The organism is Sneathiella limimaris (genome assembly GCF_012932565.1).
GTDB classification, from domain to species: Bacteria; Pseudomonadota; Alphaproteobacteria; order Sneathiellales; family Sneathiellaceae; genus Sneathiella; species Sneathiella limimaris.
In genome coordinates this window covers 1,000,128-1,014,268 of the sequence record NZ_JABBYJ010000001.1, presented here as the reverse complement: position 1 = coordinate 1,014,268, position 14,141 = coordinate 1,000,128, and the positions used below count along the sequence as shown (strand labels likewise).

Genomic DNA, 14,141 nt, shown 5'->3' with positions numbered 1-14,141 from the left:
ATTTGAAACCAAAACGCCTCGAAGTTCGGGTCAGTCCTGTAACGTCAAATCAGGAAACTTAAGCAGCAGTTCTGCGGAGTTTATTTTTGGGAAGATAAATGGCGGAGGGAGTAGTTATCCAAGCGCTTAGCGCGAACTAAACAAACATGGAGTTTTGAAACCCCTACAACCTAAAAACTCTCTAAACTTTTTCAATTATTTAATACTTAGTTGTATTGTAAGTCGTTCAAATCTAGGATGGAGCTGTATAAATTTTGTTCCTGGGGGGGATATGTAATGAGTAGAGCCTTGAATGCTTTTTTGGCGTTTTTTGTATGCCTGATGGCCTTCGCGTCAAACGCGCAAGCGACTTCGACTTTTACCGTTCATGATGGTTACATTACTGATGAAGTGAATGGACTGGATTTTCTGCGTCTTGATACACCTGGCATTACAAGCCTCTCATGGAATGAACTAAATACTGATGGCTTCGATGCTTTAGGCTCAAATTGGATACTAGCCTCCCCTGAACAAGTCTTGGCGTTTTGGAACTCACTTGACCCGCTTGCAAACTACACAGATTTAAGTTTTAGCGACGCTCGAGATTATGACGCACTTATTCATACTCTGGATGTTGTGGGGCGCACTCACGGCGAAGCCGCTCAGGGCTGGACTTCTTTACAAGTTAGTGATGATGATGCTTTATGGGGTTACGTTTGGTGGAATGGCGGCTATGGAGTGGAATATCCACCCTACTATGAACCGCCAGGAGATTTTGGCCTCAATCAGGTCGACTCTGTGAACTACAGAGGTCACTCCGCTTGGCTTATTAGACCTTCGGTAGTCCCACTTCCTTTCGCTCTTCCAATGTTTGGCGCTGGAATAGTTGTACTGGGATTACTGAACAGACGCAAACGGCAGAATTAGAATTTCTATTTAAGTCGACTTAAACTTTCAAAAACCGCGATTTGGCGAGTTTTAGGGAATGCGGAAAATCAGGGAAATGGCGGAGGGAGGGGGATTCGAACCCCCGATACGGTGTTGCCGTATACACACTTTCCAGGCGTGCGCCTTCAGCCACTCGGCCACCCCTCCGCAAACGTTCATTTGAACGGGACCGGGGGAATATACCCAACAAGGCTGAGAATGCAAGTGCTCAAACCTTGTTCAAATTAAAAAGATTGGGCATTTGGGAAATTTAGGGGTAGGCTTGGCAGATTGGCGGTACAGAAGTCCCCGATTTGTTGGTTGCTGGTGGGAGCAAGACCCTGTGATAGTCGGACGATTTTTTGGGTGGATTTGTATTATTTTGAGTTTGATGCTGTTTGGAAGCGAGCTTCTCTTATCGCTTCGCGCCGGGGAATGGACCCCACAGCTTCTTGGACAATTGTGGTTTGAACTGCATCCTGAAAGCCTCAACCTTACACAAGCCATCATCCAGCGCTATTTAATCCCGCAGCTTTGGGACCCAGTGGTTGTCGAAATTCTGCTATGGCCAGCCTGGCTTGTCTTTGCGATCCCCGGGGTGGCGCTGCTTCTGCTGTTTCGTCAGCGGGCCAACAACTTCGCCCCCCGGAAATATCTTAGCTAAATACCTTAGCTAAATATCTCAGCTCATCGCACCCTTTTTGGGGGACTGAGTGAGGGACTAGTCGTCCCCCATTTTCAGCGCTGCCACGAAGGCACTTTGCGGAATATCCACATTGCCAATGGAGCGCATCCGCTTCTTACCCTTCTTCTGCTTCTCCAGCAGCTTCTTCTTCCGGGTAATATCACCGCCATAACATTTGGCGGTCACGTCTTTGCGCATGGCGCTAATGGTTTCCCGCGCGATGACCTTGCCGCCAATCGCCGCCTGCAGGGCAATCTTGAAGAGCTGTCGTGGGATGAGGTCTTTGAGACGTTCACAGAGGTGACGCCCGCGGGCTTCGGCTTGAGAGCGATGCACCAGCATGGCCAAGGCGTCTACCGGCTCCGCGTTCACCAGAATAGACAGCTTCACAAGGTCACTTTCCTCATAGCCCATCATTTCATAGTCAAAGCTGGCATAACCCCGGCTCACGGATTTCAGGCGATCATAGAAGTCGAACACCACCTCGTTCAGCGGTAGTTTATAGACAACCATGGCCCGGTTACCGGCATAGGTCAGATCCAGCTGAACGCCGCGTTTGTCCTCGCAAAGTTTCAGAACCTGTCCAAGGTAATCATCCGGCACCATGATGGTCGCCTTAATCCAAGGCTCTTCCACATGATCAACCTTCATCACGTCGGGCATGTCGGCCGGATTATGCAGCTCTTCCATTTCCCCGTTGGTCTTGTAGATATGATAGACAACGGAAGGCGCCGTGGTGATCAGGTCGAGGTCAAACTCCCGCTCCAACCGCTCCTGAATAATCTCCAGATGCAAAAGGCCAAGGAAGCCACAGCGGAAACCAAAGCCGAGAGCGGCTGAGGTCTCTGCCTCAAAGGAGAAGCTGGCATCATTGAGCCGCAGCTTGGCCAAGCTTGCCTTCAATTCTGTAAAATCAGCAGAATCCACTGGGAAGAGGCCACAGAAAACAACTGGCTGGTTCGGCTTAAAGCCTGGCAACGGCGCATCTGCAGGTTTACGATCATCGGTGATGGTGTCACCCACATTGGTGTCGGCAACCTCCTTGATGGCGGCCGTCATGAAACCGATTTCACCCGGCCCCAGCTCATCGACCAAAAGCCCTTTCGGTGTAAAGACACCGACACGATCAACAGGATAGGCCGCGCCCGTTTCCATCAGGCGGATCCGCTGGCCTTTCTTGATGACACCCTGACGCACCCGGAAAAGCACCACCACGCCAAGATAGGCATCATACCAACTGTCGATCAAAAGCGCCTGCAGGGGCTTGTCCCGATCGCCAACCGGCGCCGGAATTTTCTGCACGACGGCTTCCAGAACTTCCTCAATCCCAAGACCGGTCTTGGCCGATACCGCGATCGCTTCGGACGCATCAATGCCGATCACATCCTCAATCTGTTCGGAGACCCGATCCACATCCGCCGCTGGCAGGTCAACCTTGTTGAGAACCGGAATAATCTCGTGATCCACCTCAATCGCCTGATAAACGTTAGCAAGGGTCTGAGCCTCAACACCCTGGCTCGCATCCACCACCAGCAACGAGCCTTCACAAGCCGAGAGGGAGCGGTTCACCTCATAGGCAAAGTCCACATGGCCCGGTGTGTCAATCAGGTTGAGAGTATAGGTCTCCCCATCTTTGGCTGTATAGAGCAAGCGAACGGTCTGGGACTTAATGGTAATCCCGCGCTCGCGCTCAATATCCATATTATCCAGAACCTGCTGTTGCATCTCCCGATCATCAAGGCCGCCGCAATCCTGGATCAGCCGGTCAGCCAGGGTCGACTTGCCGTGATCGATATGGGCAATGATGGAAAAATTCCGGATTTTGCTAAGGTCTGTCATGGTGTCACTATCTAAAGCACTCTCAAGTCCCGGTAACTCAGGGACCTGAATAAAGTTTAACTGGGATCCGATAGCACAATATCAGAAAACTGTCCGCCATTATCTCCGGGAATCTTCATAATTCCAGAGGCGCTGAACACAGTTTCCCCATCGGCGGTCAGAATACAGGTGGCAAAGACGGATTTACGGGTCTGCTTGATGACGGTAGTCGATCCCTGCAGCCAGGCGCCCAGCGGAGTTGGCGCCACAAAATCACAGCTCATATGCATGGTCGGCAGGAATTTACGCATTCCCATCGCCGCCTGGGAGCCAATACCAAGCTGCATATCCGCAAAGGTCATCAGCATACCGCCATGGCAGATATTGGCGATGTTAACGTGCTTCTCCTCAACCCAAAGGCCAAGCTCCGCCGCGCCCTTTTCATAGCGCACATAGAGCGGGCCTGTTGTTTCCAGAAAACCTGGAATCTTGGGAAAAAGTTTAAATCCTTCAGGGATATTTTCTGTCATTTTTTGGTTCCTGAAATTCAAAATGGGGGACGCCAGACGCCCCCCAATTCCATGTTAATCAACTCAGTCGATGCTATCGACGCAGCGTGCCGCCACTTGTTTTTTCGACATTGGCAATCACCTTGGCAGCCACCGCCTCAATCTCTTCATCCGTCAGGGTTTTATCCTGCGGCTCCAAGCGGATGGAGAAGGCAACGGACTTCATCCCCGCCTCAATCTTATCCCCTTCATAGATGTCAAAGATTGTGGCATCGGTAATCAGCTTCTTGTCTGCCCCCTTGGCAGCGCGAAGGATCTTGTCTGCCGGAACATCGGATGCCATGACAAAAGCAAAGTCCCGCTCAACTGCCTGATAGTCGGAAACCTTCAATGGATCCCGGGCGGTTTTGCCAGTGGATTTCGGTAATGGCACCTCATCCAGATACAGTTCAAACGCCAAAACCGGACCTTTAACCTTCATGGCGGACAGAACAGACGGATGCAATTCCCCAAAGACAGCCAGGCGTTTTTGTGGACCCAGTTGGATCACACCGCTTCTGCCAGGGTGATACCATTCAGGAGCGCCGGTCACGATCTGCGCAGTTGCAGCCGGACCGCCGATTGCGTCCAGCAGATCAAGGACATCAGCCTTCACATCAAAGACATCATAAGCCCGGCCAGCGCCTGACCAGTGGCGATCACTGTCAGAGCCCACCCGAATACCGGCAGCGACCATGCGCTGGCCATCGGGTTTGTCTGAATGATACTCACCAGCAACCTCAAACAGGTTGATATCATGGAAACCACGCGCCTGATTCCGACCCGCAGCCGCCACCAGATTAGGCAGCAGCGATGGCCGCATCACATCCAGATCAGCACTGATCGGGTTGGCCAGAACCACATCCTCGTTCACGCCGCCAAACAGTTCTGCATGGGCGCGCGGCAGGAAGGAATAGGTTACGGCCTCAATCATGCCACGACCGGCAAGGGCCCGTTTGGCTGTCCGAACCCGGCGCTGCGCCGGGGTTACAGACGGCTTGGCCACAACAGACAAACGCGGCAAGGCAACCGTTGGGATCTGGTCATAGCCAACGATCCGCATGACCTCTTCCACGAGATCCGCCTCCCCATCAATATCCATCCGCCAGGACGGCACTTCCGTCTCGATGACGTCACCCGCATCAACCGGCTTAAAGCCAAGGCGATCCAGAATGTCGATCATGCGATCTGCAGACACGTCAACGCCGCCAAGTTCCTTGACCCGAGTTTTGCGGAGAGAAACTTTCTTCTCCCACTCAGGGCCGGCGCCATCAGCAACAACGTGACTGGCTTCACCGCCGCAAAGCTCCATCACCAAACGAGTTGCAACCTCAATGCCGCTTTCAACAAAAGCCGGATCCACGCCGCGCTCAAAACGGTAACGGGCATCGGATTCAATGCCAAGACGGCGTCCAGTTGTGGCGATCACAATCGGATCGAACAAAGCCGCCTCGATAAAGACGTTGGTTGTCTCTTCAGTACAGCCGCTCAGCTCTCCGCCCATGATACCGCCAAGTCCTTGTGGCGCTTTATCATCGGCAATCACACAATCAGTAGACGCGAGGGTATATTCTTCACCGTCGAGCGCCAGCAAGGTTTCCCCTTCTTTTGCAAAACGGGGCTGAATATCACCGGCAAGCTTGTCCGCATCAAACACATGCAGCGGACGACCCAGATCAAAGGTCACGAAGTTGGTGATATCAACAAGTGCTGAGATCGGGCGAAGTCCAATAGAGAGCAGACGGTCCTGCATCCATTTCGGGCTTGGACCATTTTTCACACCGCGCACATAACGCCCCAGGAATTTGGAGCAAGGCAGCGGGTCAGTTCCTTCAGGAAAGCTCAAACGAACGCCAACCGGGCTTTCGAAACTACCCTCAACCGGTGTCAGGTTTGGCGCTTTCAAAGTGCCAAAACCAGCGGCCGCCAGATCCCGCGCGATCCCGTAAACGCCAAGCGCATCCTGATGGTTTGGGGTGATCGCGATTTCAATCACCGGATCATCAAGCCCGACAAGCTTGGCAAACTCAACGCCAACCTCAGTGTCATTTGGCAATTCAATAATGCCGTCATGATCGTCGGAGAGGCCCATTTCCCGCTCGGAAACCAGCATACCGTTACTTTCAACGCCGCGGATCTTGGATGGCTTCAGCCATAGATCCGTACCCGGAACGTAGGAGCCGGACGGCGCAAACACACCTTTCATGCCGGTTTTGGCATTTGGCGCGCCGCAAACAACCTGCACAACTTCCTTGCCTGTATCCACCTGACAAACCCGCAGGCGATCCGCATCTGGGTGCTGTTCCGCCATCAGGACATGGCAGACTTTAAAGGCTTCCAGCTCTTTGGCACGATCGACGATTTCCTCAACTTCCAGACCGATCGCTGTCAGCTTTTCAGACAGCTCATCAAGGGACGCATCGAAATCCAGATATTCTCTTAACCAGGAAACAGTGAATTTCATCGTGACAGCCCTCCGCCCAGTGTTGGAACATCCAGTGGCACAAATCCATAATGCTTGAGCCAGCGAAGATCACAGTCAAAGAAGGCACGAAGATCAGGAATGCCGTATTTCAGCATGGCAATCCGGTCGATGCCCATGCCCCAGGCAAAGCCCTGATATTCTGTTGAATCGATGCCGCAATGTTCCAGCACCCGCGGGTTGACCATGCCGCAGCCGAGGATTTCCATCCAGTCATCGCCCTCACCAACCTTGATATGATCGCCAGCAAACGTGCAGCGGATATCCATTTCAGCGGACGGCTCAGTGAACGGAAAGTAAGAGGGACGGAACCGCATTTCCACGTCATCTACCTCGAAATAGGCCTGGCAGAATTCCTTCAGGACCCCTTTCAGGTGACCCATGTGGCTGGTCTTATCAATGACCAGTCCCTCGATCTGGTTGAACATCGGGGTATGGGTCTGATCAGAATCGCTTCGGTATGTCCGGCCAGGAACCACAATCCGGTGTGGCGGCTTAACCGTTTCCATCGTGCGGATCTGCACAGAAGACGTATGGGTCCGCAGCAGCTGACGGGAGCCATCTTCTTTTTCCGGCAGATAGAATGTGTCATGCATCTGACGAGCAGGATGCTCCGGCGGAATGTTGAGCGCCGTGAAGTTATGGAAATCATCTTCGATGTCCGGGCCTTCCGCGATGGAAAAGCCCATATCGGCAAAGATCTCGATAATCTCATCAGTGACCTGGCTGATCGGGTGAATACGCCCTTTATGCTCGGGGCGAACCGGCAGGGTAATATCCACGGTTTCAGACGCCAGCTTCGCTTCAAGGGCAGCCTTGTTCAGCTCTCCCTTGGCAGTGTCGATCGCATCACCGATAGATTTCTTTAACTGGTTCAGTTTTGGCGCGACTTCCTGGCGTTCTTCTGGTGCCATCTGTCCGAGGCCACGCATCATCAGACTGACGCGCCCCTTTTTGCCAAGGGCGGAGATCCGCACCGCTTCCAAGGTGTCCAGATCCTTTGCATTGCTAATTTCGCTCAGCAATTCGCTTTCAAGCTCGTTTATATCCTGCATCGTCTCTTTCAAGTAAAAAAGGGGACCCGTAAGCGCCGGGCCCCCTTTTTAATAAAGTGGTCTTCGAAAAAGTCTAGTACTCTTGCGTGAAGATTTCGAGGGCCCGATCAGATCAGGCTTTGGCAGTTGCCTTTTCAGCAGCTTCCACCAATGCCTTGAAGGCCTCAGGCTCGCGTACGGCGATATCAGCAAGAACCTTCCGGTCCAGATCAATGCCAGCCAGCTTGAGGCCGTGCATAAAGTTGCCGTATGTCATGCCGAGTTCACGAGATGCCGCGTTGATCCGCTGGATCCAAAGCGCACGGAAGTTCCGCTTTTTAACGCGACGATCGCGGTAAGCGTACTGTCCGGCTTTTTCAACGGCCTGAACTGCTGTGCGGAAGGTGTTTTTACGACGACCGTAATAACCTTTAGCTGCTTTGATAACTTTTCTGTGGCGGGCGTGAGTAGTCACACCGCGTTTAACACGTGCCATGGTCTACTCTCCTTTAGCCGTATGGTAGAAACTTTTTGACGATCCGTGCATCCTGTTCAGACAGGATTGTGGTACCACGCTGGTTCCGGATCTGTTTGTTTGTCCGCTTGATCATGCCGTGCTGTTTGCCGGCCTGTGCACTGCGAACCTTTCCCTTGGCTGTCAGAGAAAAACGCTTCTTGACACCACTTTTGGTTTTCAACTTGGGCATTTTGGCTTCCCTTGTAAAAAGAGTTAAGCGACTGAACAAACTCGGCAGCCCTTTTTAGCCGGAATGTTCGACGAAGCGAGGGTTATACCCGCGGATATTAGAGAGATCAAGCCCTAGTTTTGATCATTTCAAGGCTTTCGCATCGCTGGATTGTCATCGACCACCTGCAAGAGCGTTCATCCTCATCTCCAGAAGGATCAAAACCCGACTTTTCCCAATAATATCAATTGATTGCAAAAAGAGGCCTATCCTCAACCCTGAGGAAAGCCTCCTTTTTTCATCAGGCCACTAAGGCCTATCTATCGGCTATTTGGCGTTTGCCGGGGCGACGATCATAGTCATCATCCGGCCTTCCATCTTCGGATTCAGCTCAACTTTCACCAATTCCGTATATTCATCCCGAACCCGATTCAGCAGTTTCATGCCGTTTTCAGGATGGGCCATTTCACGGCCGCGGAAGCGGATTGTCAGCTTCACCTTGTCACCAGCCTCGATAAAGCGAACCATGTTGCGCATTTTCACCTGGTAATCATGCTCTTCGATACCAGGACGCAGCTTAAGTTCCTTAATGTCGACTGTTTTCTGCTTCTTACGCGCCTTTGCCGCCTTCTTCTGAGCTTCAAATTTGGCCCGGCCGTAGTCCATAATCTTGCAAACAGGGGTCTGCCCTGGGGAAACCTCCACAAGGTCCAGTCCCGCTTCATCCGCAAGACCTGCAGCAATTTCAACAGAAACCACACCGATATTGTTGCCGTCATCCATAATCAGACGGACGTCAGCGCTTTCGATGTCTTCGTTCATACGAGGGCCTTCTTTGGCCGGCATCGTATTTCTAGATGGACGTGCTATTTACCTTCTCCTTAGTCATTAATCCGAATTGCCAGGCAATCTACCCGGCAATCCTTAACAATATTACACCTTTACGGTAAAGGTTCCAATCATTTCAATCAGGGTTAGCCCTTAAAAACCCGGAACCCGCGCTTCTTCTGCAAGACTGTCCAAAGCTTCGGTCAGTGACATAACCTTCTGATGCTTTTCTCCAAGGCGACGAACGGAAATGGTATTTTCCTCTGCCTCCCGCTTACCAGCAACCAAAAGGGCTGGCACCTTGGCGAGGCTATGCTCACGAACCTTGTAGTTAATCTTCTCATTTCGAAGATCCAGCTCCGCCCGAAGTCCCCGTTTCTGTGCTTCGGCAAGAACCTCACGGGCATAATCATCCGCCTCGTCCGTAATCGTGGCGATGACGACCTGCTGTGGTGACAGCCACAGCGGGAAGCGACCTGCGTATTCCTCGATCAGGATACCGATGAAGCGCTCCATGGATCCGAAGATTGCCCGGTGCAGCATCACAGGACGGTGCTTTGCCCCATCTTCACCAATGTAATTGGCGTTTAACCGCTCTGGCAGAACAAAGTCAACCTGCAAGGTTCCGCACTGCCAGTCCCGACCAATGGCATCGGTCAGTACAAATTCCAACTTCGGACCATAAAAGGCACCCTCGCCCGGGTTCATGGTGTAGCTCATGCCCGTTGCCTCAATGGCTTCGCGCAAAGAGCCTTCCGCCTTGTCCCAGATGCTGTCATCCCCGGCCCGCACTTCCGGCCGATCGGAGAATTTCACCCGAACCTCGGTAAACCCGAAATCCTTGTAAATATCCAGTAGCAGGTCACAGAACGCCTCAGTTTCAGAGGTAATCTGATCTTCTGTACAGAAAATATGCGCATCATCCTGCGTAAACCCCCGAACCCGCATAATTCCGTGCAGGGCACCTGATGGCTCATACCGATGGCAAGACCCAAATTCCGCCATGCGAAGTGGCAGATCACGATAGCTGGTGATGCCCTGATTATAAATCTGCACGTGGCAGGGGCAGTTCATGGGCTTGAGGGCGAAAGTCCGCTCCTCTGATTCCGTGGTGTACATATTTTCCCGGAACTTTTCCCAGTGACCCGAATCTTCCCACAGCTTGCGATCCACCAGTTGCGGTGTCTTCACTTCCTGATAATCAGCTTTCTCAAGCTTGTTGCGGATATAGCTTTCCAGGGTCCGATAAAGGGTCCAGCCATGTTTGTGCCAGAACACCATGCCAACAGCCTCTTCCTGCATGTGGAAGAGATCCATCTCACGGCCGAGTTTCCGGTGATCGCGGCGCTCGGCCTCTTCCAGACGGTTGAGATAGGCTTTCAGCTCTTTCTCGTTCCGCCAGGCGGTTCCATAAACCCGCTGCAGCATTTCATTCTTGGAATCACCGCGCCAATAGGCACCCGCCAGCTTCATCAGCTTAAAAGCGTGACCCAGTTTCTTCGTGGACGGCAAATGCGGTCCCCGGCAGAGATCCTGAAAGGCACCCTGCTTGTAAATACCGATCGGCTGATCCGCTGGAATGGAGGCAATAATCTCGGCTTTATATTTCTCGCCCTGTCCTTCGAAGAAACGGACGGCCTCATCGCGGTCCCATTCCTCACGGTCGATGCTCTCGTCGCGATCGACAATTTCATGCATCCGCTGCTCGATCTTTTCCAGATCTTCCGGCGTGAAAGGCTTATCCCTTGCAAAATCGTAGTAGAAACCGTCTTCAATCGCTGGGCCAATGGTGACCTGGGTTTCCGGATACAGCTCCTTCACCGCTTCGGCCATCACATGAGCCGCATCATGGCGGATCAATTCCAGAACTTCGTCACCGTCTTCCTTGGTCGTCACAATCTCAACAGCGACGTCTTGATCAAGAACGGTTTTCAGATCCCGCATTTCGCCGTCAATTCGAAGAGCCAGGGCCGCCTTGGCCAAACCAGGGCCAATATCTGCAGCCAGCTCCAGACCACTCACAGGATTGTCGAAGCTTCGAACGCTTCCATCTGGAAGCGTAATGTTCACATTTGCGTTTTGCACTTTTACCACCAATGGGTTGGGTTCCGATCAATACCCTGACCTGAACCGGGTTTCAGGAGTAGCGACTGTAAAAATTTAACCCATCCTGTCAAGGCGGAGACCTATCAAACGGTCCAGAAATCCGCCAGATTTCAGAAAACTGTCACTTTAAGAGCGCTAATTAGGGATTTTGAGCGTTTCTATCACTTTTTCAAGGCTGAGATTCTCCAGGTCTTCCTCCCTGAGAACGGTGACATCCGCTCCCCGCGGCCGTGCCCGCGCCGGATCAGACGCATAAGAGAAAATAACCGTGACCGGACAGCCCACGGCCGCAATCAGATGAAGAGGGCCTGTGTCATTTCCAATCGCGACGACCGCATCCCGGCCAAGGGAGGCAATATCCCCAAGGGAAGTTTTCCCCGACAGATTAATCGCCTCAGAGCAGGCAGTCTCAATCACCGACAACACATCTGCTTCCGCCGCCCCGCCGAGGAGCACAGGCGTCAACCCCTGATCCACCAGCCAGCTGGCGAGTTTTGCATAGCTTGCCGCGGGCCAGCGTTTTTCAGGCCGATGGGCAGATCCCCCAGGCACCAGCAAGGCAAATTTCGCAGGGAGATTCAGATGGGAAATATCGGTCATGATGGACGAAAAATCCGGGTCCGGAAACTTGGTAATCCCGGCCTGTTCCAGCTGTTCCCGCTGACGCTCGATCGTATGGAGCTTACCGCGGTCCGGATTATCATGGGGATGGCTGCATCCCCCGGCAATGCCTGACCATTCCGGCTTAGGGCTTTGAAACAATGCGAGGTAGGAGCTGGACCGGGACGAGGTTTGCAAGTCATAAACCCGGTCAAACTGCCCCTTATTTAACCGATCCCGCAATCGCCCGAGCTTCAGAAAGTTCCAGAGTTTCGGCTTTTCATCGACCCAAATCTCATCAAAAAGTCCCATCGGCGCCAAAAACCCTTTGTAGGGTTTTGTGGTCAGTAAGGTGATATGTGCATCCGGGTGATGGGCGCGGATCGCCTGAAACGGTGTTTGCGCCAACACAACATCCCCAAGCGCCCCATGCTTGATCACCAGTATATTCTCAGTTTTTTCCGGCATGTTACTCAATTATAAACCGGCAGGCTTTTGCAGCAGATTCCGATACACATCGAGGGTCGCGTTACACATTTTCTCAACCGTGAAGTTCTGCAAAACAAACTGGCGGGTTTTTTCGGCAATCACTTCGCGCTCAGCCGGTGACATCCCAAGGGCCTGATCGATAGCCTTTGCCATGGCGTCTGTATCCCCTACCGGCACAAGCCAGCCTGTCTCGCCGTCTTTAATGGTCTCCAGCGATCCACCATGGGCGGTTGCGATGACCGGACGGCCCATCGCCTGTGCTTCAACAGCGACACGCCCAAAGCCTTCAGGTACGTTAGTTGCGGAAATCACCACATCTGCCAGCATGAGAGCAGCAGACATATCAGCGCAGTAATCCTTGATCTGAACTTTCCCCTGCAGGCCTTTCTGGATCACCAGATTATTGAGCTCATTGCGATAGGCTTCCCGGCCGGAGCCCGCCCCCACAAACAGTGCAAGAAAGTTCCGGTTTTCCAGTTTGGCGAGCGCCTCTATCAGTTCAACATGGCCTTTCAGGCGGGTCAGGCGACCGGGCATCATGATCACCGGTACCCCATCGGGCAGCGCCCAATCGGTTGCCATTTTAATAATCCGCTCCGCACTGACGGCGGCGGGGTTGAATTTCCGGCAATCGACACCGCGGGCGATGGTGATGATTTTCTCTGCGGGTGTCTGGTAATTTTCCTGAATATGCCGGGCAATAAAATCAGAGATCGCGATCACCCGATCCCCCTTGGCCATGACCGAGTTATACCAGTTTTTCAGAACCCCGCCCCGACCGTAAGCCGCATGGAAGGTGGTTACAAACGGAATTTTCGCGGCCTTGGCAGCGCCCATGGCACTCCATGCGGGGGCCCGGCTTCTGGCATGAACCAAATCGACTTTTTCGTCCTCAATAACTTTCAGGAGCCGCTTGGTGTTCTTTCGGATGACGAGAGGGTTCTTGGACTGAACGGGCAAGGTAATATGCTTGGCGCCAACACGATCCAACTCATAAACCATTTTGCCGCCAGCCGAGACGACAATAGCCCGGCCGCCAGCCGCCTGAATAGCCGCTGCAATTTCAATCGTGCCCCGCTCAACACCGCCGCCCTCCAGGCTGGGCAGCACCTGCAAAATTGTCATTGGGTGGGTTTCATTCGCACGCTCTGGAGTGTTATGGTCAGTCAAGGTTCTTTAATCTCTAGCTCGGTTAGAAAAAATATGTCTACTCCTGAACTTCTGCAACGTCCAGATGGACAATCTATAGCCTATCATCATAGCGCAGGCGAGAGTGCCGGTGTGATTTTCTGTTCCGGCTTCATGTCCGACATGGAAGGCACCAAGGCCATCGCCCTAGAAGCCGCGATGCAGGGTATCGGCAGAAGCTATACACGGTTTGATTATCTGGGGCACGGACAATCGACAGGAAATTTCACAGATGGCTGCATCAGCCGCTGGACTGATGACGCGCTGGCGGTTCTGGATAATTGCACAGCTGGACCGCAAGTCATTGTCGGCTCCTCCATGGGCGGATGGATCGGACTTCGCATGGCGCTTTTGCGGCCTGATCGGGTTGCCGGATTTGTCGGCATTGCCGCTGCACCGGATTTCACCTTGCGCATGCGCGCAGATATGAGCGATGAAGCCAAGGCCGATATTGAACGGCAGGGATATTGGGAAGAGCCAACCGAATATTCAGATGAGCCATACACCATCACCAGAAAACTGCTGGATGATGGCGATCGTAATCTGGTCATGCAGGGTGACATTCCCTTTGATGGTCCAGTGCATTTGCTACAGGGGATGAAAGATGACAGCGTCCCTTGGGAGACGGCCCTTCAGATCCAGGAAAAACTGACCAGCACCGATGTGGATGTAACCCTGGTCAAGGATGGCGATCACCGACTTTCCGAGCAGGACGATATAAACCGGCTCTTCATCGCGGTGGAAACGGTTTGCGCCAAGGTCAGCCGGTAG

13 protein-coding genes and 1 tRNA gene are annotated in these 14,141 nt (G+C 52.8%); 3 read left to right on the top strand and 11 right to left on the bottom strand.

The window, feature by feature from the left end:
* The first annotated feature begins 276 nt into the window (after positions 1-276).
* Positions 277-906, top strand: a complete 630-nt coding sequence (locus HH301_RS04895) for a VPLPA-CTERM sorting domain-containing protein (protein WP_169567188.1) — start codon at positions 277-279, stop codon at positions 904-906.
* A 77-nt stretch (positions 907-983) separates the two neighbouring features.
* Here the strand turns inward: HH301_RS04895 and HH301_RS04890 are convergent.
* Positions 984-1,074, bottom strand: a tRNA-Ser gene (locus HH301_RS04890).
* A gap of 223 nt (positions 1,075-1,297) precedes the next feature.
* Here HH301_RS04890 and HH301_RS04885 point away from each other — a divergent pair.
* Entirely contained in the window at positions 1,298-1,570 is a 273-nt protein-coding gene (locus HH301_RS04885) for a hypothetical protein (RefSeq protein WP_169569496.1), read from the top strand.
* 57 nt (positions 1,571-1,627) lie between these two features.
* Here HH301_RS04885 and lepA read toward each other — a convergent pair whose 3' ends face one another.
* From lepA to HH301_RS04835, 10 genes are all read right to left on the bottom strand, one after another.
* A complete protein-coding gene (lepA, locus tag HH301_RS04880; protein ID WP_169567186.1) occupies positions 1,628-3,430 on the bottom strand; it encodes a translation elongation factor 4 in 1,803 nt (600 codons plus the stop codon).
* A gap of 56 nt (positions 3,431-3,486) precedes the next feature.
* A complete protein-coding gene (locus HH301_RS04875) occupies positions 3,487-3,939 on the bottom strand; it encodes a PaaI family thioesterase (RefSeq protein ID WP_169567184.1) in 453 nt (150 codons plus the stop codon).
* 73 nt (positions 3,940-4,012) lie between these two features.
* Entirely contained in the window at positions 4,013-6,421 is a 2,409-nt protein-coding gene (gene pheT / locus HH301_RS04870) for a phenylalanine--tRNA ligase subunit beta (protein WP_169567182.1), read from the bottom strand.
* A complete protein-coding gene (gene pheS, locus HH301_RS04865) occupies positions 6,418-7,494 on the bottom strand; it encodes a phenylalanine--tRNA ligase subunit alpha (RefSeq protein WP_169567180.1) in 1,077 nt (358 codons plus the stop codon). The genes pheT and pheS overlap by 4 nt, the downstream gene beginning before the upstream one ends.
* A 112-nt stretch (positions 7,495-7,606) precedes the next feature.
* A complete protein-coding gene (gene rplT, locus HH301_RS04860; RefSeq protein ID WP_169567178.1) occupies positions 7,607-7,969 on the bottom strand; it encodes a 50S ribosomal protein L20 in 363 nt (120 codons plus the stop codon).
* Between the two features lie 13 nt (positions 7,970-7,982).
* Complete coding sequence (rpmI, locus tag HH301_RS04855; protein WP_169567176.1) at positions 7,983-8,180, bottom strand: 50S ribosomal protein L35; 198 nt, start codon at positions 8,178-8,180, stop codon at positions 7,983-7,985.
* 306 nt (positions 8,181-8,486) lie between these two features.
* Positions 8,487-9,005 (bottom strand): translation initiation factor IF-3, encoded by a 519-nt coding sequence (infC, locus tag HH301_RS04850; protein ID WP_169567174.1) that lies wholly within the window; start codon positions 9,003-9,005, stop codon positions 8,487-8,489.
* A 135-nt stretch (positions 9,006-9,140) separates the two neighbouring features.
* Entirely contained in the window at positions 9,141-11,072 is a 1,932-nt protein-coding gene (thrS, locus tag HH301_RS04845; protein ID WP_338091358.1) for a threonine--tRNA ligase, read from the bottom strand.
* Between the two features lie 156 nt (positions 11,073-11,228).
* Positions 11,229-12,161 carry a glycosyltransferase family 9 protein gene (locus HH301_RS04840; protein ID WP_169567172.1) on the bottom strand — a complete coding sequence of 311 codons (933 nt, stop codon included), beginning with the start codon at positions 12,159-12,161 and terminating at the stop codon, positions 11,229-11,231.
* Positions 12,162-12,170: 9 nt separating this feature from the next.
* On the bottom strand, positions 12,171-13,307 hold the full coding sequence (locus HH301_RS04835) for a glycosyltransferase family 4 protein (protein WP_169569494.1): 1,137 nt from the start codon (positions 13,305-13,307) through the stop codon (positions 12,171-12,173).
* 78 nt (positions 13,308-13,385) lie between these two features.
* Between HH301_RS04835 and HH301_RS04830 the strand changes: the two genes are divergently transcribed.
* Positions 13,386-14,141, top strand: coding sequence for an alpha/beta fold hydrolase (locus HH301_RS04830; RefSeq protein ID WP_169567170.1), 756 nt, complete (start codon positions 13,386-13,388; stop codon positions 14,139-14,141).

Bases quoted from the DNA above. Each gene is read 5' to 3' on its own strand.
- rplT (WP_169567178.1), bottom strand. From the start codon at position 7,969: ATGGCACGTGTTAAACGCGGTGTGACTACTCACGCCCGCCACAGAAAA.
- HH301_RS04895 (WP_169567188.1), top strand. From the start codon at position 277: ATGAGTAGAGCCTTGAATGCTTTTTTGGCGTTTTTTGTATGCCTGATG.
- infC (WP_169567174.1), bottom strand. From the start codon at position 9,005: ATGCCGGCCAAAGAAGGCCCTCGTATGAACGAAGACATCGAAAGCGCT.
- HH301_RS04830 (WP_169567170.1), top strand. From the start codon at position 13,386: ATGTCTACTCCTGAACTTCTGCAACGTCCAGATGGACAATCTATAGCC.
- lepA (WP_169567186.1), bottom strand. From the start codon at position 3,430: ATGACAGACCTTAGCAAAATCCGGAATTTTTCCATCATTGCCCATATC.
- pheT (WP_169567182.1), bottom strand. From the start codon at position 6,421: ATGAAATTCACTGTTTCCTGGTTAAGAGAATATCTGGATTTCGATGCG.
- HH301_RS04840 (WP_169567172.1), bottom strand. From the start codon at position 12,161: ATGCCGGAAAAAACTGAGAATATACTGGTGATCAAGCATGGGGCGCTT.
- HH301_RS04835 (WP_169569494.1), bottom strand. From the start codon at position 13,307: ATGACAATTTTGCAGGTGCTGCCCAGCCTGGAGGGCGGCGGTGTTGAG.
- pheS (WP_169567180.1), bottom strand. From the start codon at position 7,494: ATGCAGGATATAAACGAGCTTGAAAGCGAATTGCTGAGCGAAATTAGC.
- HH301_RS04885 (WP_169569496.1), top strand. From the start codon at position 1,298: ATGCTGTTTGGAAGCGAGCTTCTCTTATCGCTTCGCGCCGGGGAATGG.
- HH301_RS04875 (WP_169567184.1), bottom strand. From the start codon at position 3,939: ATGACAGAAAATATCCCTGAAGGATTTAAACTTTTTCCCAAGATTCCA.
- rpmI (WP_169567176.1), bottom strand. From the start codon at position 8,180: ATGCCCAAGTTGAAAACCAAAAGTGGTGTCAAGAAGCGTTTTTCTCTG.